The organism is Kamptonema animale CS-326 (assembly GCF_028330895.1).
GTDB classification, from domain to species: domain Bacteria; phylum Cyanobacteriota; class Cyanobacteriia; order Cyanobacteriales; family Microcoleaceae; genus Kamptonema; species Kamptonema formosum.
In genome coordinates this window covers 1-25,558 of sequence record NZ_JAQMUA010000136.1, presented here as the reverse complement: position 1 = coordinate 25,558, position 25,558 = coordinate 1, and the positions used below count along the sequence as shown (strand labels likewise).

General features: G+C 43.3%; 18 protein-coding genes. 8 read left to right on the top strand and 10 right to left on the bottom strand.

The window, feature by feature from the left end:
- Positions 1–39: 39 nt before the first annotated feature.
- Positions 40–1,227 (top strand): LL-diaminopimelate aminotransferase, encoded by a 1,188-nt coding sequence (locus tag PN499_RS08315; RefSeq protein WP_272031323.1) that lies wholly within the window; start codon positions 40–42, stop codon positions 1,225–1,227.
- 283 nt (positions 1,228–1,510) lie between these two features.
- Complete coding sequence (locus PN499_RS08310) at positions 1,511–1,876, top strand: PEP-CTERM sorting domain-containing protein (protein WP_272031321.1); 366 nt, start codon at positions 1,511–1,513, stop codon at positions 1,874–1,876.
- A gap of 57 nt (positions 1,877–1,933) precedes the next feature.
- Here PN499_RS08310 and PN499_RS08305 read toward each other — a convergent pair whose 3' ends face one another.
- The 3 genes from PN499_RS08305 to PN499_RS08295 all read right to left on the bottom strand — a co-directional run bounded on the left by PN499_RS08305 (position 1,934) and on the right by PN499_RS08295 (position 10,249).
- Positions 1,934–6,232: a response regulator gene (locus tag PN499_RS08305; RefSeq protein ID WP_272031319.1), complete on the bottom strand. Its 4,299-nt coding sequence runs from the start codon at positions 6,230–6,232 to the stop codon at positions 1,934–1,936.
- Between the two features lie 482 nt (positions 6,233–6,714).
- Positions 6,715–6,927, bottom strand: a complete 213-nt coding sequence (locus tag PN499_RS08300) for a hypothetical protein (RefSeq protein ID WP_272031318.1) — start codon at positions 6,925–6,927, stop codon at positions 6,715–6,717.
- 226 nt (positions 6,928–7,153) lie between these two features.
- The gene (locus PN499_RS08295; RefSeq protein ID WP_272031317.1) at positions 7,154–10,249 is read right to left on the bottom strand and encodes an MFS transporter; all 3,096 of its coding nucleotides are present in this window, start codon (positions 10,247–10,249) and stop codon (positions 7,154–7,156) included.
- Positions 10,250–10,701: 452 nt separating this feature from the next.
- Here PN499_RS08295 and PN499_RS08290 point away from each other — a divergent pair, with 452 nt between their 5' ends.
- The 3 genes from PN499_RS08290 (at position 10,702) to PN499_RS08280 (ending at position 19,002) form a co-directional block, all read left to right on the top strand.
- The gene (locus tag PN499_RS08290; protein ID WP_272031316.1) at positions 10,702–14,655 is read left to right on the top strand and encodes a PAS domain S-box protein; all 3,954 of its coding nucleotides are present in this window, start codon (positions 10,702–10,704) and stop codon (positions 14,653–14,655) included.
- A gap of 305 nt (positions 14,656–14,960) precedes the next feature.
- Positions 14,961–18,029 carry a response regulator gene (locus PN499_RS08285; RefSeq protein WP_272031314.1) on the top strand — a complete coding sequence of 1,023 codons (3,069 nt, stop codon included), beginning with the start codon at positions 14,961–14,963 and terminating at the stop codon, positions 18,027–18,029.
- Positions 18,030–18,039: 10 nt separating this feature from the next.
- Entirely contained in the window at positions 18,040–19,002 is a 963-nt protein-coding gene (locus tag PN499_RS08280) for a GGDEF domain-containing response regulator (protein ID WP_272031312.1), read from the top strand.
- Between the two features lie 62 nt (positions 19,003–19,064).
- On the opposite strand, the gene PN499_RS08275 is transcribed toward PN499_RS08280, so the two are convergent.
- Both PN499_RS08275 and purN read right to left on the bottom strand, forming a co-directional pair.
- Complete coding sequence (locus tag PN499_RS08275) at positions 19,065–19,616, bottom strand: dihydrofolate reductase family protein (RefSeq protein ID WP_272031311.1); 552 nt, start codon at positions 19,614–19,616, stop codon at positions 19,065–19,067.
- Positions 19,617–19,664: 48 nt separating this feature from the next.
- The gene (gene purN / locus PN499_RS08270) at positions 19,665–20,333 is read right to left on the bottom strand and encodes a phosphoribosylglycinamide formyltransferase (protein ID WP_272031310.1); all 669 of its coding nucleotides are present in this window, start codon (positions 20,331–20,333) and stop codon (positions 19,665–19,667) included.
- 69 nt (positions 20,334–20,402) lie between these two features.
- Here purN and PN499_RS08265 point away from each other — a divergent pair, with 69 nt between their 5' ends.
- The gene (locus PN499_RS08265) at positions 20,403–20,975 is read left to right on the top strand and encodes a DUF981 family protein (protein WP_272031309.1); all 573 of its coding nucleotides are present in this window, start codon (positions 20,403–20,405) and stop codon (positions 20,973–20,975) included.
- A gap of 221 nt (positions 20,976–21,196) precedes the next feature.
- Here the strand turns inward: PN499_RS08265 and PN499_RS08260 are convergent, their stop codons facing one another.
- Positions 21,197–22,156, bottom strand: coding sequence for a type IV pilin-like G/H family protein (locus PN499_RS08260; protein WP_272031308.1), 960 nt, complete (start codon positions 22,154–22,156; stop codon positions 21,197–21,199).
- 49 nt (positions 22,157–22,205) lie between these two features.
- A complete protein-coding gene (locus PN499_RS08255; RefSeq protein WP_272031307.1) occupies positions 22,206–22,781 on the bottom strand; it encodes a GNAT family N-acetyltransferase in 576 nt (191 codons plus the stop codon).
- Positions 22,782–22,841: 60 nt separating this feature from the next.
- Between PN499_RS08255 and PN499_RS08250 the strand changes: the two genes are divergently transcribed.
- Positions 22,842–23,732, top strand: coding sequence for a carbohydrate ABC transporter permease (locus tag PN499_RS08250; RefSeq protein WP_272031305.1), 891 nt, complete (start codon positions 22,842–22,844; stop codon positions 23,730–23,732).
- Between the two features lie 96 nt (positions 23,733–23,828).
- Here the strand turns inward: PN499_RS08250 and PN499_RS08245 are convergent, their stop codons facing one another.
- Positions 23,829–24,425, bottom strand: coding sequence for a DJ-1/PfpI family protein (locus PN499_RS08245; RefSeq protein ID WP_272031303.1), 597 nt, complete (start codon positions 24,423–24,425; stop codon positions 23,829–23,831).
- Between the two features lie 90 nt (positions 24,426–24,515).
- Here PN499_RS08245 and PN499_RS08240 point away from each other — a divergent pair, with 90 nt between their 5' ends.
- Complete coding sequence (locus PN499_RS08240) at positions 24,516–24,893, top strand: hypothetical protein (RefSeq protein WP_272031302.1); 378 nt, start codon at positions 24,516–24,518, stop codon at positions 24,891–24,893.
- Between the two features lie 94 nt (positions 24,894–24,987).
- On the opposite strand, the gene psaX is transcribed toward PN499_RS08240, so the two are convergent.
- The gene (gene psaX / locus PN499_RS08235; protein ID WP_272031301.1) at positions 24,988–25,134 is read right to left on the bottom strand and encodes a photosystem I protein PsaX; all 147 of its coding nucleotides are present in this window, start codon (positions 25,132–25,134) and stop codon (positions 24,988–24,990) included.
- A 103-nt stretch (positions 25,135–25,237) separates the two neighbouring features.
- Positions 25,238–25,558 (bottom strand): lipoyl synthase (locus PN499_RS08230; RefSeq protein WP_272031299.1); only part of this gene is annotated, 321 nt, incomplete at its 5' end.

Genomic DNA, 25,558 nt, shown 5'->3' with positions numbered 1-25,558 from the left:
CAATTACCAATTACCAATTACCAATTACCAATTAATATTATGCAGTTGGCGAAACGTTTAGAACCCCTAAAATCGAATGTATTTGCGGATATGGATCGAGCTAAGGCCTTAGCTAAAGCGGCGGGACAGAAGACGATTGATTTGTCTCTGGGTTCTTCGGATTTGCCAACGGCACAGAATGTCATAGATGCGATCGCAGAGTCTTTATCTGATAGCAGCACTCATGGCTATTTACTCTTTAACGGTACTAAAGCTTTTCGAGAAGCGGCGGCGAATTGGTACGCCCAGAAATTCGGTATTCAAGTTGACCCGGAAACTGAAGTTTTGCCTTTAATTGGTTCCCAGGAAGGGACGGCTCATTTACCCTTAGCAGTGCTCAATCCTGGCGATTTTGCCCTGTTGCTCGATCCGGGTTATCCTTCTCATGCAGGCGGTGTTTACTTAGCTTCCGGCCAGATTTATCCGATGCCTTTGCAGGCGGAGAATGGCTTTTTACCTGTGTTGGAAGACATTCCCACTGCTGTACTTGCTCAGTCGAGGATGATGGTACTGAGCTATCCTCACAATCCTACAACCGCGATCGCGCCTCTCTCTTTCTTCCAAAAAGCCGTTGCCTTTTGTCAGGAACATGACCTGGTTTTAGTTCACGATTTCCCTTATGTAGATTTAGTATTTTCAGGGGAGTTATCCCGTTGCGATACCGCCCCTTCCATTTTGCAAGCTGACCCCCAAAAAAGCGTGTCTATTGAGTTTTTTACCCTTTCCAAATCCTACAACATGGGGGGGTTTCGAGTCGGATATGCGATCGGGAATAGTCAGTTAATAGAGGCCCTACGAAAAGTGAAAGCCGCCATTGACTTCAACCAGTACAGAGGTATTTTGAACGGCGCGATCGCAGCATTAACTGGCCCTCAAGACAGTGTGACAGCAACAGTTGAAACCTTTCGGCAGCGGCGGGATGCCTTTGTCGGAGCACTTCATAGCATTGGTTGGCAAGTGCCTGAGCCTGCTGCTACTATGTATGTATGGGCTAAATTACCTGAGCCTTGGAATCAAGATTCTGTAAAATTTTGTATGGAATTAGTACAAAAAACAGGAGTAGCAGTTTCACCTGGTGCAGGTTTTGGCAAAGCTGGAGAAGGTTATGTTAGATTTGCCCTAGTAGAGCCGCCACCAGTTTTGGAGTTAGCCGCAGCTAAAGTTGGCAACTTCCTAAGAGGGTGCTGAGATTGAAAAGTCAGTCTTGAACTTTAGCAAAGCTTTACTTAATTTTAGGGGAAATCACACCATATCTTCATAAAATCTAGCCTCTAGATTTTATAAAATTAGATGGGGTTAGAAGAGAAAATAGGAGGGGAAAAATCCTACTAAATACAATTTAGGATTCTCGGTGAGATGGAAAACTGTTTTTGGAAACAGATAACATCAAAAAATTCTCTGGAACGAGGTTAAGCCCTCGACTGCTTCAGGGTTTAACAATTGTACCATCAAAAGTGTAGAGGCGAACACCATGTACAAGACTATCAGATGGCTTTTAATTGGCACTACGCTGCTTGTCGGCGCGAGTGCGATCGTAAGCTATCCAGCCAAGGCTTTTGAAGCGAACAAGCAGGAGCAAACTCCAGTAAGCTTTGAATTAGCACAGGCAAGCGTCCAGCAGGATAATACACTTAGTGATACTTCTACTTATAACTTTAGTATTAACTACTCGGATAGCCGTCCAACGAGCGATGTGCGGAATTCCACTTGGACACAGAACACTCCGAGTGATGCGACCCCAGGTACAGTAACTATACCGGAACCCTCTACACTTGTAGGTTTAATTAGTTTTAGTGCGGTTTTTGCATTTAAGCGTAAGTCAGTAAGAAAAGCTTAGTTGGTAATTTATATTAGTAATCTATTCCTCCTGCCTTCTACCTCCTGCCTCCTGCCTCTACATTTGAGAATGCTGCTTTTCCATTTGCAAAGCCTCCTTTACTCTTTCATACTCAGCCTCAATCTGCTGAAAAATCGCAACTGACTCTAGCGGTAAAGGCTTACCCTCATTAATACTAACCCTGGCCATTGTTTCAAGTTGCTGGCAAAGTTCATATAGAATTAAAGCACCAAGAGTACCACTAATTGACTTTAAAGAATGGGCCGCTGGCCGCAGAGCCAATATATCTGCCGACACTAAAGAAATCCCTATATCTTCTAGTAATTTGGGAGCAGTTTCTAGGTAAATATCAATCACCTCATCGAGAGCTTCTACATCGCGTAACCCCTCTAAAATATTGGCATCAAGACAGGGGGGAAGGAGGGGAGATGGGGGAGATGGGGGAGATGGGGGAGATTGGGAGGATGGGGAGGATGGGGAGGATTTACCTCTTCCCCGCTCAAGAGCTCCCCCATCTTTTCCCTCTACTGCTATTCGAGGCTGACACTGGGATAAAGCTTCCACAAGTTGCGCTCTGCGGATTGGCTTGCTTACATAGTCATCCATGCCAGCTTCCAAACACTCTTCGCGATCGCCCTGCATCGCATTCGCCGTCATCGCAATAATTCGCGGCCTCAAACCCGGAGGCCATTCTGCACAGATCCGGCGCGAAGCTTCCAAGCCATCCATTTCTGGCATCTGCACATCCATCAGCACCACATCATAACGCAAGCGACGTAAAGCCTCTAAAACTTCCTTACCATTCCCCGCTACATCAGCGCGATAACCCATCCGCTGCAAAATTTGTAAAGCCACCTTCTGATTCACCAAATGGTCATCAGCTAACAGAATCCGTAGGGGATATTGTTCCGCAAGTAGGGGTATATTTGCTGGCGAACATTGCCCATTATTACCCGCCCATCCATCTACAACAGGTTGGTCGCTAAATAGATTAATTAAAACATTGTACAACTGAGATTGTTTGATTGGCTTATTCAAAAATGCGGCAAATTCAATCTCGCAATCATTGCCGATCGCGGCCTCTTGTCTGCCCATAGAAGTCAGCATTATTAAAGGCAAATCTTGACAATTTGGGTGTTGACGAATTTGCGCCGCTAATCGCAATCCATCCATCTCCGGCATTTGCATATCCAAAATAGCCACGTCAAATGGCTCTTTCTGAGATAGCCAATCTAAAGCCTCGCTAGCCGAGCAACCAGCACGGACTAACATTCCCCACGACTGAGCTTGCAACGTAAGAATTTGGCGGTTAGTAGTATTGTCATCCACAATTAGCAGCCACTTTCCAGCTAATTGTGGTTGAATATTGTTCAAATTAAGTGTTAAATAACTGGGGTCGCAGAGAGCATTAACAGTGAAATAAAATGTAGAACCTGTAGATTTTGAATTAGATAACTTAGATTTTAAATTATTAGATCTCTCCCCCTCAAAATCTTTGAAATTATCCACAGTTTCCTGAAATCTCCAATCAAAAATTGAAGCGCGAAAATCCTCCGGGGGAGTTCCGGCAGACCCGCCCATACTTTCTACCCACATTCTCCCGCCCATCATTTCTGCTAAGCGCTTGCTAATTGCCAAGCCTAAACCTGTACCTCCATAATGGCGTGTTGTAGAAGAATCCAACTGGCTAAAAGATTTAAACAACCGATCCATTCGATTCAGAGGAATGCCGATGCCAGTATCTTTGACAGCGAATATAATTTCATACTGTTTAATAATTCCTAATTGTTCGCTACTACATTCTAATTGTTCTTGTTGACTATTAGCCAACAGCGAATTATTAATATTATAAGCAGGGATATTGCGAGCCATAACTGAGACTATAACTTCTCCTGCCGCAGTAAATTTCACTGCATTGCTGAGTAAGTTTACCAAAATTTGCCGTAATCGAGTACTATCCCCCACTACCGTACTCGGCACAGAAGGTTCAATTAAATAAGCTAATTCTAGGTTTTTTTCCGCAGCTCTAGCACTGACCAAATCAATAGATTCTTCAATACAGTTTCGGAGATCGAAGGGATGTTCCTCTAAATCAAGTTTGCCGGATTCAATTTTGGAAAAATCTAAAATATCATTAATTAGCGTTAGCAAAGCATCGCCGCTGCTGCGGATAGTTTCTACAAAATCTCGCTGCTCAGTAGTAAGCGAAGTATCGAGAAGCAAACCAGTCATGCCGATCACTGCGTTCATAGGAGTGCGAATTTCGTGGCTCATAGTTGCCAAAAATTCACTTTTCGCCCTAGTAGCAGCGAGAGCTTGGTCGCGGGCTTGCGCCAAATCTACCGCAGTTTGCTGTCGTTCTAGTTCGCCACCCACCCACTGGGCCATCAGTTTTAAAAGTTCTTTATCTACTGCTTTAAAAGGTTCGTTGAGAGAGTTAGGACTCCAGAAGCTTAAGGTGCCATAAACTAAGCTTGATACTATGACCGGCGTTCCCATATAAGCTTCAATATTAAAGGCAGGATCGCTGCGGGCGAAGGACAAGCCTGAAAACCTAATGGATTCAAAATAGAGAGGTTCTTGTGCCATTGCCGTAGCAACGCAAAAGGTTTTTTCTAAATCAAATACTTGCCCTTTAGCAATGGAGTTGTCGGGACACTGGACGGCAATTACTTTATAGTCGTCGCCTTCAATATGAGATAAGATGCCAAATTCTAAGTTAAATTGTTCGCATCCCATTGCTAGTAAATTTTGAAGGCGTTGATCGAAGGTAGAGACACGATTGATTGGATCTGTATAAGGAGCGGAAGTTACTTGATACAATGCCCGAATTGAGGATTCGCTCTCTCGCAATTCTTGTTCTCTCTGTTTGCGTTCGGTGATGTCGCGAGAAACACCAATGATTTCTTGAATTTTCCCCGTTTCCGCTTCGCGAATGGCGCGACTGGTGGTTTCAAACCAGACGTAATGACCGTCCTTGCGACGGATGCGATAGCTGACGGTGTAAGTAACTGGGAGGGCAAGAACTGTGGAATGAGCTTTGGCGATCGCTTCTAAGTCTTCTGGGTGAAAATAATCATTAGGTACACCTTCGATCAGTTCTTCCGGTTCATAACCGAGCAGAGCATGGCAGGCTGGAGAAACATAGAGAAAAATCCCTTTGGGGTCGTGCCTGGTAATCATGTCGGTAGAGTTTTCTGCCATCAAGCGATAGCGGTCTTCGCTTTCTACGCGCTCAAATTGAGAATTCCGCAAGGCTTCTAACATACCGTTAATTGTCTCGGCTAGGTTTGATAATTCATCTTTTCCCGGCATGAGCACGCGCATGGAGAGGTCGCCGTTTGCGGCAATGCTACTGACGCTAGTGCTCAAGTCTGATAGGCGAGATAGCACCAATTTTTCTAGCAGCAGCAGGGTTAAAATGCTGAATACTATACCTAGCAATAATAGGGATGAGCTAAATAGCCGTAAGGTAGTTTGACCCTGCTGGTAGATTACTCGTTGTACGTTGACTTGTAGCAACAAAGCTAATTCGCCGAAAATATCGCGAATTAGAGCGTATCCGGCTACTGAGTTGTCGCTTAGGGGTTCGATGAGTATGTCTGCGGATTGGAGGTTTTCGATTTTCGACCGCAGATTTTCAGGTATTTTGTAAATGCGATCTGCCGCAATATCGGCATTGACACGCCCTAATTTAAAATTTAAGCTTGGTAATTTAAAATCTACAGATAACTGTGTAAGTTCAGCTAAACGCCTCGTTTCGGTGTCGTTGAGGTAGCGCCCCACAATCAGTGTTCCGCGTGGGGGTGCGACGGCTTCGCTAGGAAGGATAGACCTAGAAGCAATCAGTACGGGGCCTTCGGGGAGAAGAATAATACCTGTTTTAGCAGAGGGAATTGTGGGGTTATCGGCTGAATTTTTGTTGGTACTAAGTAGAATACTGTTGGCGCTTAGATATTTTTTGATGCTGTCTGGAATCGGGATTGGAGTTTCTGTTTTTAGGTCGAATCCTTTACTAAAAACTATTTGACCTTCGTTGTCGGTAATTAGCAATAAGTTAAGTCTTAAATAGATAAAGGTCGCATCTACGAAGTTAGACTTGATATATTCATCGTTAGGTGATTTTAGGTAGGCGTAAGTATCATCCCATTCAGCATAGTCTTGAGCGCTTGCCTGTAAGTGGGATAGATCGTCATCAAGAGCATCTAAAGCCCGCGCTACATCCTGGCGGACATACTGAGCCTCTAAATTATTAAAGTCATGCAGCAAGATAGTTGATGCAGTAGCCCAGAGAACGATAATTAAACTGAGGAGGGCTGCGCCGATTATTAATAGTGTTTTTTTGCGAAGATTCATGGGAAAGAAGAAGGAAGAAGGAAGAAGGTTGTTAGTTGTTAACTTTTGGCGTGGGTAGGTGGGGAATTATGAGTTATTAAGTACCTCTTTTCGCCCAAAGCTTTATTCTCCTGTACTCCGTTGCTCCTCTGCTCGCAAGTCATCTGTGAGCAACGATCTATGACTGATAGCAACCGCCAAGACGGTGATGACGTTCTTAATCCCTGAAACTATTATTAATTTTATGGCATTTTCCTTCAGCCCTTCTCGATCGCTAAATTTTTCAGCCTTCTGCTATATTATCTGTGTTTTCTCAGCATCAAGTGTGAAGCAAAAAATTATTTAGCCTGGTTCCAGCCAAGGGAGACCCAAATAAAGTAGTAACATTTCTACGTTGGGTAGAGTGCTAGTGTTACTCAACTAGAGTTGTAGATAGTGGGTTGGGTTTCACTTCCTTACACCTAGCCTAGTATCTACCCAACATACTATTTAAACCTGATTTACTACTCAGGGGCGGTGATCTCGCCCAATCCCAGCAGATAAAGCAAGGCAAGGGCTAAGACGGTGAGGAGGCTCTTAATTGCTGAAGCTATTGATTTTAGGGAATTTTCCTTGTGCCCTTCTAGATATATATAGCAACCGCCAAGGTGGTTAGGACATTTTAGTTTCCTCAAACCCTTAATTCTCTTCCCTTCTTCCTCTTCTTTCCTGAGCATCGGAGCATCCTAGCCCCTAGCCCCTTCTTCCCCCCTAGCTATACAACACAAAAAAGCCTCTCGGCTGAGAGGCTTTTTCAAGTTGATTTATAGCAACCGCTTTCGTCGGTTAGGGCAACTCCAGCTCTGACATCTGCTTCATAATCCTGTAGGTCGTAACCTTTTCCCTCTTCCCTAGCCCCTAGCCCCTAGTCCCTAGCCCCTAGCTATAGCTAAAGTGCAATTGTTAACGGATGACAGCTAACGCCCCTGCACCTGCTGATGCTACCGCAGAAGCGAGGGCGGTGAAAAAGAGCCACCAGGAGGCAACTTCGGCTGCTTTGCGGGTTTCTTCGGCTTGGTGTTCAGCCTGCCGCTTGATGCTTTCTAACTGGAGTTGTGCTTGCTGCTGCAAGCGTTCGGCTCGTTGCAGGGTAGTGTTGCGAACTCGTTCGATTTGGTCTACGAGGCGATTGGCATCAGCTTCGGAGATGTCTTCGCGGGAACTGATAATCGCTACGAGGGTATCGCGGTTGAATTGACCGAGGCGATCGCGCAAGGCTTCAAATCCCGCCTGTGGGTCGTCAAATAAGGTGCGGACATCCTGTTTGATGCCGTCATAGTTGAGTTCTGGCCGATCTAAAGAGTTGAGATAATCGCGAATTTTATCTAAAACTGTGTCGATCGCGGCTTGAACTCCCTCTTGTATTTTCTGGATTTGCAGTACGAATTGGTCGCGCACTGACAAAATTTGATCCACAATCCGATTGGCTTCTGCTTCGGAAATGTCTTGGCGTTGGGAGAGCAAGGCGACGATGGTAGAGCGGTCAAAGTGAGAGAGCCGTTCCCCCAAACTCTGAGCCCCTACTTTGGGGTCATGCAACAATAGTTGCAAGTCGCGTTTGATGGCTTCGGGGTTGAGTTCGTCCTTGCCAGTGTTCCGCAAGTAATCTTCCAAAGTACCTTGGAAATCTCGCGCCTGTGCTTGCACTCGCTTCGCCAAGCGGCGGGGCGCTTTGATGGCGGAGCTGATGGTTTCTTGTACGGAGTCGATGACTTGATTGACTTGCTCTTCGCTTAAATCTTGACGCTGGGAAAGTAGTTTTACCAGGGTGTCGCGATCCATGTGAGAGATGCGATCGCGTACTGCTAAGGCTCCTTCTTTGGGATTTGCGAGCATTTTGTTCAAATCGCGCTTAATCCCTTCTGGATTGAGTTCTTCCTTGCCAGTGTTGCGGAGGTAATCGGCGATCGCGCTCGTTGTCGAGTCGTATTGTTCCTTAGCCTTATGGGCAATAGCTTTCGGCGCGTGCAGTGCGCTACTCCAAGCTGATTCGACCTGATCGATCGCTTGATTCACCTGATCTTCAGTCAAATCTTGCCGCTGAGATAGCAGTTTCACCAAGGTATCGCGGTCAAAATGGGAAGCTCTAGACCTAAGCGCCCACATTCCTAATTCTGGGTCATCCAGCACCTTTTGCAAGTCGCGTTTGATGCCTTCAGGGTTGAGTTCTTCTTTGCCGGTAGAACGCAGATATTCCTGCACTCTTTGCCATTGGTTATCAAGACGAGTTTGGGCAGCTTCTTGTAGACCTTTAGCATCTGCTAAGGCGACATCCCGCGCTCTTTCCAATTCCTTGACGATCGGATCTATCTCGTGCCAGCCGATGTTTTCGCGGTGTCTGAGTAGCCGTACCAAGGCATCGCGATCGTAGACCGAAAGGCGCTCCTGCAAGTGTTCGTAAGATGCGTCTGGATCTTCCAACAATGCTTTGAAATCGCGACCAATACCTTCGGCGGTAAGTTCCTCTTTGGGGGTTAACTTCAGGTAAGTTTCCACGCGGAACCGCAACTCTTGAGCTTTTTCTCGCTCTTCAGCAAGCCTAACTGTATGCAAAACTTTCAGCCGCACGTCTTCGAGCTGATTGGCGATTTCTTTAATTTTGGCTTGAGTAAAGACACCTCTACTAGCTAGCAGTTCCTCGAAGTAGGACTTTTTGAGTTTCTCTAAATCCTGACGAACTGTTCTAGGATCGGCGGTGGGGTCATAGAGCGCTTCTCGAAATTCGCGATCTATGGTTTGCGGGTTCATCTGCCAGGAGTAAGCGTTGAGCAGGTAGTTTTCTACGTCAGCGCGAATGGGACTGAAGGGTTCAGCGGGTTCGCCTTTCACCTGATTACTGAGTTTACCTGCTTGGTCGGTTACTTTGTTCTTGGCTGCTTTGAGTTGACCGACAACTTTTTCCACATCCAGATCGGAGAGGTCTGTACGGCCCAAAACTACTCCCATCAAGGCGTTGATCGCCATGGTGCCGGCTTGGGACATCATGGAGGGATTTTGACCTTGGTTGGGGCCGATTTTGGCGATCGCTGCTTCGATTTGGCTGGAAAGTTTACCCGAAAGTAGTTCCCCTGGTTTTGCCGATTTGAGGTAGTCTACTAATTGACCAATGCCGTCGCTGGGCTGCATTTCCTTGCCTACTTGCTTCCAGGCATCTTGCAATTGGTCTACGATCTTATTAACATCGCGTTTTGATAAGTCGGTGCGGGAACTAACTAAGTCTATAAGGGTTTGACGGTCGAGGTTAGGCAAATTTTCACTACCCGCGATCGCTTTTAGTTGCGGGTCATTGAGCAGTTTTTCAAATTCCCCCCGCATCGCCTTTAAATCTAATTCTGGTGGCTTCAGTTTTTGTATGTAATCTTCCACTGTTTCCCGCATAGTCACGGGGTCGATCGCGCTCCCTAGTTCGTGACCAACAGCGGCAGCAGCGGCTCTAGCTGTGCTTACGACTTGATCCTTGGCAGCTTTAGCACCCAAGGCGGCGGCGGCAGTGCCAACAATTGCTTGAAAGCCAGCAGTCGCAGTATTGACAACGGAACCGACTAAAGAGCCGACTGTTGTGGAACTTACCCACACGAGCATGGAGAAGTAAGTTCCCCAGACTACTAAGCCGATAATTGCGCCTAAGCCCACACTGCGAATCAGACTGAGTTTTACAGCCAGCAAGCAGGCAAAAAAGAGCGCCACACTTACTGTGATTAGCGTCCAAGTCCCCACTTTCGAGCCGATATGACGGACGGGACTGCCTTCGCTTTCAGAGTCGCGATCGCTTGACTGATTCCCCCAATAGGAAAGACCGGCGGCGACAGAAAGATTTGTCAGCAGCAATTGGAAGGCACAAGCCAGCACAACTCCTGCGATCAAAGCGATAAAAAATTGCGGCCCAGAATAAAGCAGCGCTGCGTCTTCTACTGTCTGAATACCTTGCTCTGTTTGAGTTTGGGCGAGCGAGAATGGTAAGTGATAGAGTCCCAGATTTATTGGCAAATTTTGATACATAGTATATCCCTCATCACAAGATGGGTTCGCGCAGTTTTCTTTAAGGTGGCGCGAGTAGCAGATGTATAGTTTCCGCTATCAGAGTCCTTGCTCCTAAGCATCTTCGGATTGAGTAGATAAAACATCCCCCTACAGTCTGAAGAATTAAAATATGTCTGCGGCTGGCTGTCACAATTGAAATAATTATGCTAAGTGACATTTGAGACGGGAACAGTAGGCTAAAAGAGAGAGAACACTTGTGGCTGTCAACTTTTGATGTCAATTACTATTTTAAATAGTCTCATTTTTTCTCAATTAGATTCAGTTTTGAACTAGAGAGGACAATCGCCAGCACTAAAAATTTATCGAGTCTTTTCTAATTTGCTATTATAGTTAAGATTAATAACTATAATACCGTTCCAAAGTTAGTTAGTTAAGATTTACAGCTAGCAACAATTTAAGAGGTGGTAAATGTGAAACAGCAACATTGGTATCAATGGGTTGCCAGAAGGCTCGATCGACGACATTGGACACCACTGTTGCTTGGGATCGTTGCCTCGATCGCTGTTTTAGGGCTGTGGCAACAAGCTGAAAGGCAGGAACAGTTTTATCTTCGGCAGATGACTCTAGCAGAATCCAATGCGGTTAAGCACGATTTAACTGCTGAACTTGAAACTCGAATTCACGCATTGAAGCGCATGGCAACGCGATGGCAGATTCACTGGGGTAATCCTCAATCCGAAAGGGAAATCGACGCAGCTAGCTATCTCAGGGATTTTGAAGGCTATCAAACGATCGCCTGGGTTGACCGATCTCTACAAGTACGTTGGATTCTCCCCAAAACTGGAAACGAAGCCGCAAAAAGTTTATATCTGCGTCAGGAGGCAAAACAGTTAGCAGCTCTCAATGGTGTGCGCGATCGCCGTAAAATTATCATCACTCCCGCTGTTTCCATCCAGCCAGGAGAAACTATTTTTTCTATCTATACTCCTTTATTTATTAAGAACAATTTTAATGGTTTCATTCAAATTATATTGCAAATCGAATCTCTGTTCGATCGCATTCTACACTTGCCACCAGGCTATAGCATTCGTATTTATGAAGGCACAAATTTAATTTATAAACGTGGTGATGTATTGCCCAGATCTCAATCGGAAAAATTTAGTCTAAAATCATACGAAATTAACTGGGAAATCGAAATATTTTCAACATCAAAACTGCTATCAACTGAGCGATCGCTTCTTCCCAAAGTTATTTTATTTGGCGGATTGAGCGGTGCTTGGATATTAGCACTAACTGTTTATTTAGCTCAGAAGTCAGAGCATCATGCTCGCAGAGCCAGAACAATAAATCAACAATTACAGCAGGAAATTGTCGAGCGACAACAAATAGAAGCTAATTTACGGGAGAGCGAAGAACGTTGGCAACTGGCACTCCGAGGTAATAACGATGGCATCTGGGATTGGAATATGCAGACAAACGAGATATTTTATTCTACCCGATGTAAAGAAATACTAGGCTTTCTAGATAGCGAACATGGCAAGTATCCCCAAGACCGAATTAACCTATTACATCCCGACGATCGGGACAAAGTAGTGCAGGCTGTTCAAGACCACCTTACCAAGAAAACCCCCTTCTACATTTCTGAGCATCGCATTCGTTGTAAAAACGGGAACTACAAATGGATTCTAGATCGCGGTCAAGCACTTTGGAATGATGCAGGTAAAGCCATTCGGATGAGTGGCTCTCATACCGATATTACAGAGCGAAAGCAAGCAGAATCTGAGCTTCAAGAATTGACAATCTCTCTAGAAAATGCAGTATCTGGGATTTCTAAATTGGATAAGAGTGGACGCTATTTATCCGTAAATCGCTCCTATGCTAATGCCGTAGGATATGAACCAGAAGAGATGCTAGGGATGATGTGGCAGCAAACCATTCATCCTGATGATGTGGATAAACTGATTGCTGCTTATTACCAAATGCAGCAAAACGGCAAAGTAGAAGCTGAAGCTAGAGGCCTTCGCAAAGATGGGTCTATATTCTATAAACAATTGGTGATGATTTCAATTTATGACGAGCAACACCAGTTTATAGGACATCACTGTTTTATGAAGGATGTTAGCGATGCCTACGGCGAGCTTCGCTTACGCAAATATGCTGAGGAAGCACTCCAGCAAAGCGAAACTCGCTTTCAATTATTTATGAATCACAGTCCGGCTGCTGCCTGGATTAGCGATACAAATGGGGTGATCGTCTACGCTAGTCAATCCTATTTAAAAAACTTTCAACTGCCAACAATTGACATTGTTGGCAAGTCAATTTTTGAGATTTTTTCATCAGAATTTGCCCAGAGATTTCTTGAGAATATCCAAAAGGTTGCCCAAACCCAACAAGTCTTAGAAGCGATCGAATTAGCACCTCGTGCCGATGGTAGTTTGGGTCAATTTTTAGTTTATAAATTCCCACTTTCCGAAACATCAAGACAAACACTCGTCGGAGGAGTCGCGATTGATATTACCGAGCGACAACAAACCGAAGCAGCGATTTCTCAGTTAGCAGCGATCGTTGAATCTTCGGAAGATGCCATCATTAGTAAGTCATTAGATGGTGTGATTGAAAGCTGGAATGCAGGGGCCGAGAGAATGTTTGGTTATACAGCTCTAGAGGTAGTAGGGCAATCTATAACCAAACTAATTCCCGCAAACTATGTAGATGAAGAAGCCCAGATTTTAACAATAATTAGACAGGAAAAAAGCATCCCTCACTATGAAACAGTTCGGCAGCGCAAAGACGGAACGTTAGTCAATGTTTCGGTAAGTATTTCTCTAATTAAGAACAAAAAAGGTGCGATTATTGGGGCATCAAAGATTGTACGAGATATCAGCGATCGCAAACGCAGAGAACTTGAATTGTGGCAAGCAATGGAAGCAGCAGAATCTGCAAACCTGGCAAAAAGCACTTTTCTGGCAAATATGAGCCACGAACTACGTACTCCTTTAAATGCCATTTTAGGTTTTACTCAGGTGATGGCTCGGAATCCCGCACTCACCCCAGAATTGCAGGAAGATTTACAAACTATTGGTCGAAGTGGAGATTACTTACTGAGTCTAATTAATGATATTTTAGATCTGTCCAAAATCGAAGCTGGACACTCTGCCTTGGAAGAAGCGGGATTTGATTTAATTGCCCTGCTTCATTCCCTCCAAAATATGTTAGCTGAACGGGTGAACTCTAAAAAACTTCAGCTTTATTTTGACGTTGCTCCAAATTTACCGCAGTTCATCCTTGCTGATTCCCAAAAATTGCGTCAGGTGTTACTCAATCTTCTGAGTAATTCCCTTAAGTTTACCGATCGAGGATATATCACGCTGCGCGTCAGGAGTGAGGAGCCAAGCTTGACAGAGCGAGGCTTAGAAGCACCTAAAATTAGCAACTTAGATCCTACAATCTCCAACGTAACACCTAAAACCAGTTTACTATTTGAGGTGACAGATACCGGAGTAGGTATTTCCCCTCAAGAACTTGACAACATTTTTGATGCCTTCGTTCAGACACAGGCTGGAAAGAGGGCAAAAAATGGTACTGGGTTGGGTTTGACAATTAGCCGCAAATTGATTGAAATTATGGGCGGAGAAATTTTTGTTAATAGCACTCCCGGACAAGGTAGTACATTTACCTTTACCGTCCCCGTTTGCCCAATACACAAAGTTAATATCGCCCCATATAAAACCGATATTATAGTCATGGGACTAGCTCCTGGTCAAAAACAACGGCGTATTTTAGTAGTGGACGATCGACAAGAGAATCGATTGCTAATCGTCAAATTACTGAGTCAATTAGGCTTAGAAATACGGGAAGCTGCCAATGGCAAAGAGGCAGTAAAATTGTGGCAGGAATGGCAACCTGACTTGACCTGGATGGATATTCGGATGCCTGTGCTGGACGGCTATGAAGCAACTCGACAAATTAGAGCAATGGAAGAGAATAAAAATGGTATTATTATTGCACTAACAGCACAAGCTTCACAAAGCGATCGCAACTTAGCTCTTGCGGCTGGCTGCAACGATTACATCAGCAAACCTTTCCGAGAGGAAACTTTATTTATCAAGATGAGAGAATATTTAGGGTTAGAGTATTTGTATGCGGAACCTTCTGTTACATTAGATGATTATCCTGTATCTTTATCCTCGTCCCAGCAAAATTTGTTAGAGTTGATCGCTCCAACAGATCTAGCCTCATTACCTCAAGAATGGCTGGATAAATTAGAGGATGCTGCTGTATGTGGCAATGATTATGCGATTGTTGAACTCGCAGGTAAACTGCCTCCATCACTGTCAAAGTTTGGTGCGTATTTGATTGAGCTGGGAAGCAAATATCTGTTTGAGCAAATCCTCGAATTGCTTCAAAGCAATTCCCTAGTATAACTTTTCAAATGATTAGATTAACTAGGAGAAGATAATTAAAATTAACCTCAAATCTAGGTTGAGGTGTGAAATTAGTATAACTCAAATTTGTAAACAAAGAAAATCAAAAACTCTAGCAACCTTCTTGGTAGTTAAGACGTTCTGAGTTCCACCAAACTAGCTGATTCTATTCCCTTCTTCCCCTTCTTTCCTGAGCATCATAGCATCGTAGCCCCTCTTTCCCTTTTTTCCCTAGCCCCTAGCCCCTAGTCCCTAGCCCCTCTTTCCCCTTCTTCCCTAGCCCCTCTTTCCCTTTGTCCACGACAATGCCGACTGTAACTATGCAACCTCTGAATGCCAAAGACCTCCGAAATCTGACTCCTTCACAACTGACAGCTTTAGAAAAGCATACTGATGAATATGTGTACATTCCCGATCATATTCAACCTCATGGCATTCTTTTAACACTGCAAGAACCACATTTGCAAATTTTGCAAAGCAGTGAAAATGTAGAACAGTTTTTTGGCATCCCAGCAGAAAAATTACTTGGTCAATCTTTGGAATTGTTATTTGGTCGCGAACAACTGAATAAAATTAGTGATATCCTGACCAAAGATCGCCCAGAAAATTACAATACATTTGAGCTAAAAGCCAAGCGGGTGAGTGTAGAAAAAGAACAGGGAGATAAAAGCCAAAGATTTACAGGCGTGCTACATCGAATCGTAGATGCACTAATATTAGAAATTGTGCCATTCTCTGCTCAAGAAAGTAGTTATTCAACCCATTTTTCTCATTGCTTGCAAGCGGCAATTATCGATCTTCGGAATGCGATGAATCTCTCCGATTTAGCTCAGATCATTGCGAGAAAAGTCAAGGAAATGACTGGGTTCAATCGCGTTATGGTCTACCGTTTTGAAACTGATGATTCTGGGGTAGTAATTGCTGAGGCAAAGGAAAATATTATAGAAAGTTATCTGGGATTTCACTATCCAGCTATTGATTTTCCTAAGCAATGCAGAGTATTATTTTGCCACAACTGGGTACTACAAGTTCCCAATATTAATTACACTCCTGTACAGATCGTTCCGAGCAAACATCCTCTGACAAATCAATTGCTAGATATGAGTGCTTGTACGTTAAGAGGAGTTTCTTCATGTCACATTCAATACTTACAAAACATGGGCGTTCATGGATCGATGACAATTTCCTTGATCGATGACAAACGCCTCTGGGGATTAATCGCCTGTCAGCACTATAGCCCTAAATTAGTAGATTATGAAATTCGCAAGGCCTGCGAACTATTAGGAAGATTTGCTTCTCTGGAATTATTGTGTCAGCAAGAGAAAGAGTTGCGTCTTTACCGAATGCAAGTCAAGGGTATTCAGGAGGAACTTCAGCGAGAATTATTACGAGAAGCGAACTTTATTGAACAGGTTTTGACTAAAAATACCGTGCAATTGCTGGTTTTAGTTCGTGCTTATGGAGCAGCAATTTTGCTGGACGGACAGCTAACTTTAATAGGGCAAACGCCCTCGGAAACTGAAGTGCAAGAACTGCTAACCTGGTTGGTTCAGCATAACACGGAACGAGTATTTGCTACTAATTTTTTGTCTAATCTCTATCCTAATGGAAAGCAGTTTAAAGATAAAGCTAGCGGGATTCTAGCTATTTCTATTTCCCTCAACCAGGTTAAACAAAAGTCTTACCATATTATCTGGTTCCGACCAGAACAATTTCAAACGATCAATTGGGCCGGTAATCCTCAAGCTGCGATCGGAATCGATGAAGTTGGAGAAATACAACCCTGTCCCCGTAACTCCTTTCAACTATGGAAAGAAATAGTGCAAGAAAAATCTTACCCCTGGCGAGTTGAGGAGTTTCAAACTGCTGTTGAGATGCGAAATACTCTGATGCTAGCAATGTTAGAATTTTCCCAGGCAGCATTAGAACAAGCAGCAGAACGTGCGGCGATCGCCAACCGTGCCAAAAGCCAGTTTCTTGCTAAAATGAGCCACGAATTGCGGACTCCGATGAACGCGATTTTGGGGTTCACGCAAATTATGAGCCGCAGCCAAAATATCCCCACTGAGTTTCAAGAGCATCTAGGGATTATCAGTCGCAGTGGAGAACATTTGTTGACCTTAATTAATGATGTTTTGGAGATGTCTAAAATTGAAGCTGGTCAATTGGTACTGACAGAATCTTGCTTCGATATTGTCCGATTCATCCATTCTATTCAGGAAATGTTTGCTCTCAAAGCGTCTGAAAAAGGGTTAATGCTCAGAATTGAACAGGAAATTAACGTTCCTCCCTATGTCTATGGCGATCAGGCAAAACTTCGCCAAATTTTGATTAACTTGCTTAGCAATGCAATCAAATTTACGATAAATGGCAGTATTACTTTGAGGATAAAAGTCATTCCAGAAATAGATGATGCGAGCGATTCATCAAAGGTGGAAGCTTTAGGAGCTGCGATCGCGCTCTATCTTGAAGTTGAAGATACGGGATGCGGTATCGCCTTGTGCGATCTTGAATCCGTCTTTGAAGCTTTTATGCAAACCGATCGAGGTCGCCATGCTCAAGGAACGGGTTTAGGCCTATCTATTAGTCGTCAGTTTGCTCGTTTGATGGGCGGTGATATCACCGTACAAAGTACCTTAAATCAAGGCTCAATCTTTACTTGTAAAGCGATCTTACATCGAGCGGAATCCGTCGATCTGATAGAATCTAAAGTTAACCAGCACGTTATCAGTTTGGAACCGGGACAACCTAACTACCGAATTTTGGTAGCAGAGGATGTTCTAGTAAATCGGCATTTGCTGGTAACACTGCTGGAGTCAGTTGGATTTGAAGTCTGTGCCGTTACCAACGGGATTGAAGCGATCGCCTGCTGGCAAGATTGGCATCCTCATTTGATTTTTATGGATATTGAAATGCCTGAGATGGACGGCTATGAAGCAACTCGTCAAATTCGGGCTAGGGGTGCAAAGGATAATGTGGCGATCGTAGCTTTGACGGCCTATGCTTTTGAAGAAGACCGCACTGCCAGTATTCAAGCGGGATGCGATGATTATATCGCTAAACCGTTCACTGAAACCATACTCTTCGACAAAATTGCACATTATTTGGGAGTCCGTTACTGTTACGCTCAAACATCCCCATTAAGGCCAGAGTTTGCAACTTTAGAACCCAGAACCCTCTCCCCACAAGATTTGAAAATAATGCCGTTAGAGTGGGTTACTCAAGTCAATGAAGCAGCTTTAGATCTCAACGATACGATCCTCCGCCAACTGATTGCTCAAATTCCTAGTGAGAATCAATTCCTAGTAGAATCTTTGACCAATCTAGTCGATCGCTTTCAGTTAGAGGCGATTGCAATTCTCACCCAGGCTTAAGGAGATAAATATGAATATTTTACTAAAATCTGCGGCTGAAACAAATATCTTAATCGTAGATGATAACCCCGATAATTTACGATTATTATCAAAAATATTGGAGTCTCAGGGTTACATTGTTCGCAAATCGCTCAATGGTAAAATGGCACTACAGGCTGCCTATCGCGACCCCCCAGATTTGATTATATTAGACATCAATATGCCAGATATGAATGGCTATGAAGTTTGTCAACAGCTAAAGGAAGCTGAAGCCACACAAGACCTTCCCATTATCTTTATTAGTGCCCTCGATCGGGTGAATGATAAAGTTCGGGCCTTTGAAATGGGTGCTGTGGATTACATCACGAAACCTTTTCAAGAGCAAGAAGTGCTGATGCGAGTGAGAAATCAATTACTTATTCAACAGCAATACCACCAACTCATTAAACAAAATCAACTTTTAGAGCAGGAAATCCAGGAGCGTTTGAGAGCTGAAGCAGAGGTAAGGCAGCTATCTATGACTGATGAATTAACAGGTGTATATAACAGACGCGGCTTTTTTTTACTCGCAAATCAGCAGCTAAAAATCGCCAAACGTACACAGATGTCCTGCTGTCTTTTGTTTGCTGACTTAGATGGTTTAAAGAAAATTAATGACTCTTTAGGTCATGAAATTGGAGATAGAATTCTAGCTGAAGCAGCTTACATATTAAAGCAAACCTTTCGTGATTCTGATATCGTTGCTCGTTTAGGAGGTGATGAATTTGTAATATTTATCCCCGCCTGTTCAGTTGATACAGAGAACTATCAAACTCGGCTACAAGCAGCTCTCGATCGCTTTAACCAAGAAAACGCTCGTTCCTATCAATTATCTATGAGTATTGGTGTGAAGGAATGCGTTTTAGATAAAAGCATTTCACTAGAACAATTGCTGGTAGAGGCTGATGAATTAATGTACGAACAGAAACGTAGTAAAGGGATTAAGAAGCATTGAATGTAACTACTTAAAAATAATATGGTTGGATAAATTTTCATAAGTGGATGACCAATTACCAACTACCCATTGCACGATCGACCTAAGTCTGCGGGTTTTATTTTCAAATCGTAAAAGACTTGCAATAACCCAGAATTATATCTGATTACATCTTTCAAATTAAGTGCTGTTTCTAGGTTGGGATCGTTTACAATTAGCGGTATCCCCTTCCCTAGAATTATAGGATGAATCGAGAGAATAAGTTCATCGATCAAACCATATTTCAAGAAATAATGAATTGTCTGGCCTCCCCCAACTAACCAAATATCACCGCCATTCATATTACGCAGCTTATGGATAAATTCTTCCAGATTACCCCCCACAAATTCTACATTGTTATCTTTGGTGCCAGCAAGAGAGTTAGAAAATACAAAACTTTCCTTACCTTTGTAGGGATATTCTCCAAAACCAAGGATTTGTTGATACGTCTTATTACCCATAATTAAGGTGTCAATTTGGGCAAAAAATTGATCGTAACCGTAGTCAGAGTCAGTGAATAACCAATCAACATCCCCTGATGCTCTTGCAATGTAGCCGTCCAGACTAGACGCAATAAACAACCGTATTTTACGCATAGTTTCGTCCCAAATTTATCAGAAGTCCCCGATCGAGAAAAATTTTACCTATTCTAAATTTTCAGCACGCCTAGCCGCTAAAAGTGCGAGCGCACCCACCAAAGTTTTATGTTCTTGTACCTGTATCCGAGCGTGTAAGGTTTCTGGCGTATCATCTACCAATACTGGCACTGCGGCCTGCATTAAAATCGGGCCGCTATCAACTTTTAAACAAGCGATATGAACCGTACAACCAGTAATCTTAACTCCGGCTTTGAGTGCTTGTTCCACAGCTCGAATTCCGGGGAAACTAGGCAATAAACTGGGGTGAATATTAATAACTTTTTGGGGGAAAGCATCGAGTAAAACTGGGGTGACAATTCGCATCCAGCCAGCCATAATTACCCATTCGACATTATATTCTTGAAAAGTCTTGACAATTACTGCATCCAACTCTTCGCGGCTAGTGTAGTCGCGGTGGTTGAGAAGAATCGCGGGGACACCAAATTTTTGAGCTCGCGCTCCAACTTTGGCATCGGGATTATTGTAAATTACAACTTGAACTTGAGCGTTGAGTTGTCGATGCGCGATCGCCTCAGCAATTGCCTCAAAATTACTACCACTACCAGAAGCGAGAATTCCCAGTTTTAACGGGGCTCCCTCTGCAAGCAAACATGGCTCTAAGCTCGGCGAAATCAAACTGGTATTGGAATTAGCTAGTGTGGAAATGGTACTCATGCAGCGAATGATAGAAGCTAATAGAATGAGGATATCTTGCCATTATCTCTCGTCAAGGAACTTAAATTAATGTTTGTTAACTATATTCCATTGATGCTCATCAATATGGTAGCAGGACTGTTTATACTCGCGTCCTACGTTTACCTGGGACTCGACGGTACTCAGCAAAAACGGTGGATTCCCGGTTTTGGAATGACTGGCGCGATCGCTCTCACAACTGGCTTGCACATGATTTTTACTTGGCCTCTTCCCGGTAGCTTCAACATTGCCTTCGGCGAATTGTCAGTTTTATTCGGCATACTTTTTATCGGCGCATCTTTATCTCTTGCTAATGAGTGGGATTTGCTAACTGTGACTATTTACGCATTTTTTGCTGGGGTTGCTGCCTTAGTAATTGGTCTGCGAATTCTCAATCTGGGTTTGACTCGGCAGCCCATACTCTCAGCAATAGGATTTATTTTATCAGGATTAAGCGGCATTTGTGCTGCACCTGCGCTTTATCTGCGAACTAATCATACTCTGCGACTGATTGGTAGTGTTGTACTCGTAGCTACTGCTTTAATTTGGGCATTCACTGGCTATACAGCTTATTGGGGTCATCTAGCTGACTATTCTAAATGGGTTCCCTATCCTATGCGGTAGGAAGAAGAGAGAAAGGGGATAAGGTAGAAGGCAATAGAAACAAGCATTCCAGCAGTTAAGAATTGCCTAATTTTTGGAGCAGTTACTATCTCACAGGACTTACGCATTTTAACGACAGGAGCGGGGTTTTAGATTGCTTCGTTTCACTCGCAATGACAGAAAATGGTAGAGGATGCGTAAGTCCTATCTGAGCGTGATGCCTATTTTCCCCTATTTCACTATTATTTGGCACTGGAACCAACAGGACATTTAATTTCCTCTTCTGCACTCTTAGGAGCCCTTGGCATCGCTGGTGGTGTCGTTGATGGTTTATCTGTGCCGCAAGTTAGAGAAACAGTTGTATTTTCATCGTTAACTTTGATGACAAAAACCGCCCCTGTGTAGCTTTTTAGTTCTGGGTTCTTGGCTTCAGCAGTCATCATTATACTGGGAATAGAGCCGCTTTGGGGGACAATTTGATAGCGGTAATTCTGTGTCTCCTTCTCAATGCCTAACCCCAATTCATCAATCTCTGTAGCAAATTTTTCATTCTCGGCGTAGAAAGCTTGTTGAGCGCGATTCATAGAACCAATATATTGTTCGCCTTCTGATTCTCGCCCCTGTCTTCGTTGTTCTGCCAAATCAATTATTTGAGTATTCCGAGGCAGCGCCGTTGTATTAGAAACTCTTTGCAAAAGAATAGCACCAGCAGTAAACTCAGTAGGTCTGGTTTCTCCCGGACGTAACCCTTCCCATTCTATACGCAGTTGACCATCAGGAGTGAACTCAAAAATTGTCATTAAAGTTCCCTCATCACCTGGTGATGTCACGTCAATCTGCATAGGTTGGGTACTTGAATTAATTTTGTAACTAAGCTCAAAGGCACTAACAGTTCCTCCAGTAAAAGATGGAGAACCTGAAGAAAAAAACGAGGTCAAATATGAAGGTAGAAGAATAAATATTTTGCCGTCTTGTGTGAAAATAACTGTCAGCGGAATCGGTAAATAATCTTTTAATCGCCACTGTCCTACAAATTGTGAAGCACGAGAGTTGATTGAGGCGGGATTTTGAGATAGAGTTAAGGTTGGCGGTTGCTGTGCGTAGGCGTAGCCAGCCAGAGGCATCGCACTCATGCCGAGACTCAAAGGTAAGAAGGTAAAGGCAATTAGGAATTTACGAAGGTTGAAGTAGATGTTGCTCATTAAAGTGAAACTGTGGTGTTTACCAGATTTTACCACTTTAGCTTGCTTGCTAACCGTATTGTTCCCCAAAAAAATCCTGTCTCAGAATCGAGTAAATTTTTAAGTCGCAGTATTTACCTTTAGTAAATATATGTTGCCTTAAGATACCTTCAAATTGCATCCCTACTTTTTCCATCACACGAGCTGAAGCAATATTTTCTACCTCACATCTAGCTTCAATTCGATTTAAATTCATTGTCTGGAAGCCAAACTTAATAATAGCACTAACTGCTTCGCTCATATACCCTTTTCTCCAATATTTCCTAGAAAGTGCATATCCAATTTCGGCGCGGCTGTGAATTAGATGACATTCAGCAAATCCACAAGTACCGATCAATTTTCCATCTCCTTTATGGACAATACCCCAGTCAGTAATTTGGCGATTTTTGTAACGCTCAACCACTATCTTTAGAAAAAATTTACTATCTTTTATAGATTGATGAGCGTCCCAAGTAGTGTATTTTGCCACATCTGGATCGGAAGCATACTCGAACATATCCTCCGCATCATCTAAAGTCATCTTTCGCAGGATTAAACGTTCAGTTTCTAAAGTTGTCAAATTTCGGAATATATCTTGAGTTTCCACTTTTATTTCCTACGGTATTATGATATAATTTAAAGTCTCAAAGTTAAAATCTAAAATCAAATGGTTCCGACTAAGCCTGGGCGTTTCAACTGGCTAGATAATGACACGATCGCAGCTTGGATTTTTCTAGCTCCATCTCTGATATTGCTCGGTACTTTTGTCCTATGGCCGATCGTTTATTTATTTTACCTCAGTTTTACCGCTGGTAGTTTCACCCGTTCGGGCGTGCGTTTAGTTGGTCTTAACAATTACTCCCGTCTGCTAATTAGCCCCGATTTTTGGCAAGTTATTGGCAACACATTCTATTTTACTGTCGCCACCGTCATCCCTAGTTTAATTATACCTTTAGGCTTGGCAGTATTATTAAATCGGTCATTTGCAGGGCGAGGTTTTCTCCGTACTGCTTATTTTATCCCTTCTATTACTTCCCTAGTTGCGGTTGGCTTAAGTTGGCGGTGGCTATTTCAAACAGATGGCCCCGTTAATAATTTATTAATTTCTCTGGGTTTAAATTCCGTCCCCTGGTTAAATAGTACAATTTGGGCAATGCCAGTGCTGATTTTGTTAAGTATTTGGAAGCAATTAGGCTTCAATATGGTTATATTCATAGCTGGATTGCAAGCAATTCCTATCAACCGTTATGAAGCCGCAGAATTAGATGGTGCTGGCGCTTGGCAGCAATTTTGGCACATCACTTTACCGGGTTTACGACCTACTTTGGTGTTTGTTACTGTCACTACTGCTATTTTTACTCTGAGAAGTTTTGAGCAAGTTTATGTCATCACTGGCGGTGGCCCTTTAAACTCTACTAATTTGTTAGTTTATTACATTTACGACCAAGCTTTTGCTCAATTTGATTTCGGTTATGCGGCAGCGGCGGCAACTTTGTTGATGATTGGAGCTTTAATGTTAGTTTATTTACAGTTAAAGGTGTGGGGTGAAGATTCTTAAGGAAGAAGGAAGAAGGAAGAAGGAAGAAGGGGAGACGCGGCGTTTTTTCCAAATTAACAATTAAGCAATTAGCAATTAGCAATTAGCAATTAGCAATTAGCAATTAGCAGTTAACTGTTTATATTCCATGTGTTCTGCTGTTTGGTGAGCTTTTTCTTTTCCTAAAAGTCTGCCAACAACGTATAAAGACATATCAATTCCTGCTGAGATTCCTCCGGAAGTAATGATTTTGCCATTATCCACAAATCGGCGATCTTTCACGACAGTTGTATTCGGAGCAATTTCTATTAATAAATCAAAAGCTTTATGATGAGTTGTAGCTTCTAAGTCTTCTAATAAGCCCGCCTTTGCTAAAAGTAACGAACCCGTGCAGACAGAAAGCACTAATTCTGCTATTTCTGCACAAGATTTTATCCAATCAATTATAGGCTGATGATTCATTAAAATGCGAGTTCCTATCCCTCCGGGTACAATTAAAATATCCGGTTGCGGGCAATCTGATATGGTATAATCGGGATTAACGCTCAGGCCATTGCGAGCTGAGATAGCACCGGATTTTTCTGCAACTGTATAAACCTCAAAAGGTTGATAATTATTTAATTCTGAGGTGACAGAAAACACTTCAAAAGGCCCGGCGAAGTCAAGCACTTCCGCATCATCAAAGATAAAAATTGCTACTTTCTTAGTTGTCATAAAATTAGCTTAATTACATACCTCTGATAGAGACACAAAATCTGAAACAGTTGTTAGCCTAGAAAATGCAGCCGCTACAACTGTAAAGCCATGCTCCAAATCATACCCGATCGCATCAAAAAAATAATAATTCTCTGTATTGGTGTATTTTTAGGTATAATTACCTTACCAATTTTTACACCCGCCCAAGGATCGTACCAACTCGAATACCGTATTACTCAATTGGAAAGTCAAATTTCCGATCTCAGGGGACAAATCAATAGGTTAGAGTCTCAAGCTTCAGGATTTAACCGATCGCAACCGCCAACGAGTCCCGGTACAACTAGAACAAGTCCCAGAATGCGATCGGCAGACCCCATGTTTGACAATTTAGCCACTATGGTGATCGAGATTAAGCAAGACCTAATCAAAATGCAACAGCGGCTATCTCAGGTAGAGTCTTCGATAACCCAGCCCAGCAACCGCTAAGCAAGGCAGCCCCTACCCAACCTTTTCCCGTCAGGGTGACGGAGGGGTTGGGGCTAAGGGCTAAAATTCCATGCAAAGTGTCAGATTGCAGCAACTATTGAATGACGTGGAAATAATATCCTGCAACTAAGAAGTTGATCGCTAAGAGTAGCAGGAACCAGGCAGCCCGGAAAGTATAAGGGGGCTTGCCAGTTTTCATAACGGAGTCCGACTTGAGTTGGTTCGGGGAGATCTCTGCCATAGGTTAAAGCTCCTAATTAATTCAGACGTATCTGTATTTAGAAATACCAGAGAGCGTTACCCATTTGCACTATTCGTGAGAGTTATTTTTTCAGGGTAGGGGTTTAATCGCTTTCTCCGGCGTGGTAAGAACTACGAACGAGGGGGCCAGATCGAACATGAGAGAAGCCCATTTCCCGCGCGATCGCGCCCAAACGGTCAAATTCCTCCGGTGTCCAGTATTTTTGTACAGGCAAATGTTCCAGAGAAGGGCGCATATATTGACCCAGAGTTAGGCGATCGCACCCCACCCCCCGCAAATCCTCCAAAGCCTCCACCACCTCCGCTTCCGTTTCCCCATGTCCCAGCATTAAGCCCGATTTTGTATGAATATGGGCATCAATTTCCTTAACAATCCGTAGAACATCAAGAGAGCGATCGTACTT

What these genes read in the sequence shown, in the direction of transcription:
- PN499_RS08300 (WP_272031318.1), bottom strand. Translation starts at nt 6,927, where the DNA reads ATGCTCAGGAAAGAAGAGGAAGAAGGGAAGAGAATTAAGGGTTTGAGG.
- PN499_RS08285 (WP_272031314.1), top strand. Translation starts at nt 14,961, where the DNA reads ATGCCGACTGTAACTATGCAACCTCTGAATGCCAAAGACCTCCGAAAT.
- psaX (WP_272031301.1), bottom strand. Translation starts at nt 25,134, where the DNA reads ATGGCAGAGATCTCCCCGAACCAACTCAAGTCGGACTCCGTTATGAAA.
- PN499_RS08295 (WP_272031317.1), bottom strand. Translation starts at nt 10,249, where the DNA reads ATGTATCAAAATTTGCCAATAAATCTGGGACTCTATCACTTACCATTC.
- purN (WP_272031310.1), bottom strand. Translation starts at nt 20,333, where the DNA reads ATGAGTACCATTTCCACACTAGCTAATTCCAATACCAGTTTGATTTCG.
- PN499_RS08280 (WP_272031312.1), top strand. Translation starts at nt 18,040, where the DNA reads ATGAATATTTTACTAAAATCTGCGGCTGAAACAAATATCTTAATCGTA.
- PN499_RS08260 (WP_272031308.1), bottom strand. Translation starts at nt 22,156, where the DNA reads ATGAGCAACATCTACTTCAACCTTCGTAAATTCCTAATTGCCTTTACC.
- PN499_RS08310 (WP_272031321.1), top strand. Translation starts at nt 1,511, where the DNA reads ATGTACAAGACTATCAGATGGCTTTTAATTGGCACTACGCTGCTTGTC.
- PN499_RS08240 (WP_272031302.1), top strand. Translation starts at nt 24,516, where the DNA reads ATGCTCCAAATCATACCCGATCGCATCAAAAAAATAATAATTCTCTGT.
- PN499_RS08315 (WP_272031323.1), top strand. Translation starts at nt 40, where the DNA reads ATGCAGTTGGCGAAACGTTTAGAACCCCTAAAATCGAATGTATTTGCG.
- PN499_RS08265 (WP_272031309.1), top strand. Translation starts at nt 20,403, where the DNA reads ATGTTTGTTAACTATATTCCATTGATGCTCATCAATATGGTAGCAGGA.
- PN499_RS08245 (WP_272031303.1), bottom strand. Translation starts at nt 24,425, where the DNA reads ATGACAACTAAGAAAGTAGCAATTTTTATCTTTGATGATGCGGAAGTG.
- PN499_RS08275 (WP_272031311.1), bottom strand. Translation starts at nt 19,616, where the DNA reads ATGCGTAAAATACGGTTGTTTATTGCGTCTAGTCTGGACGGCTACATT.
- PN499_RS08250 (WP_272031305.1), top strand. Translation starts at nt 22,842, where the DNA reads ATGGTTCCGACTAAGCCTGGGCGTTTCAACTGGCTAGATAATGACACG.
- PN499_RS08305 (WP_272031319.1), bottom strand. Translation starts at nt 6,232, where the DNA reads ATGAATCTTCGCAAAAAAACACTATTAATAATCGGCGCAGCCCTCCTC.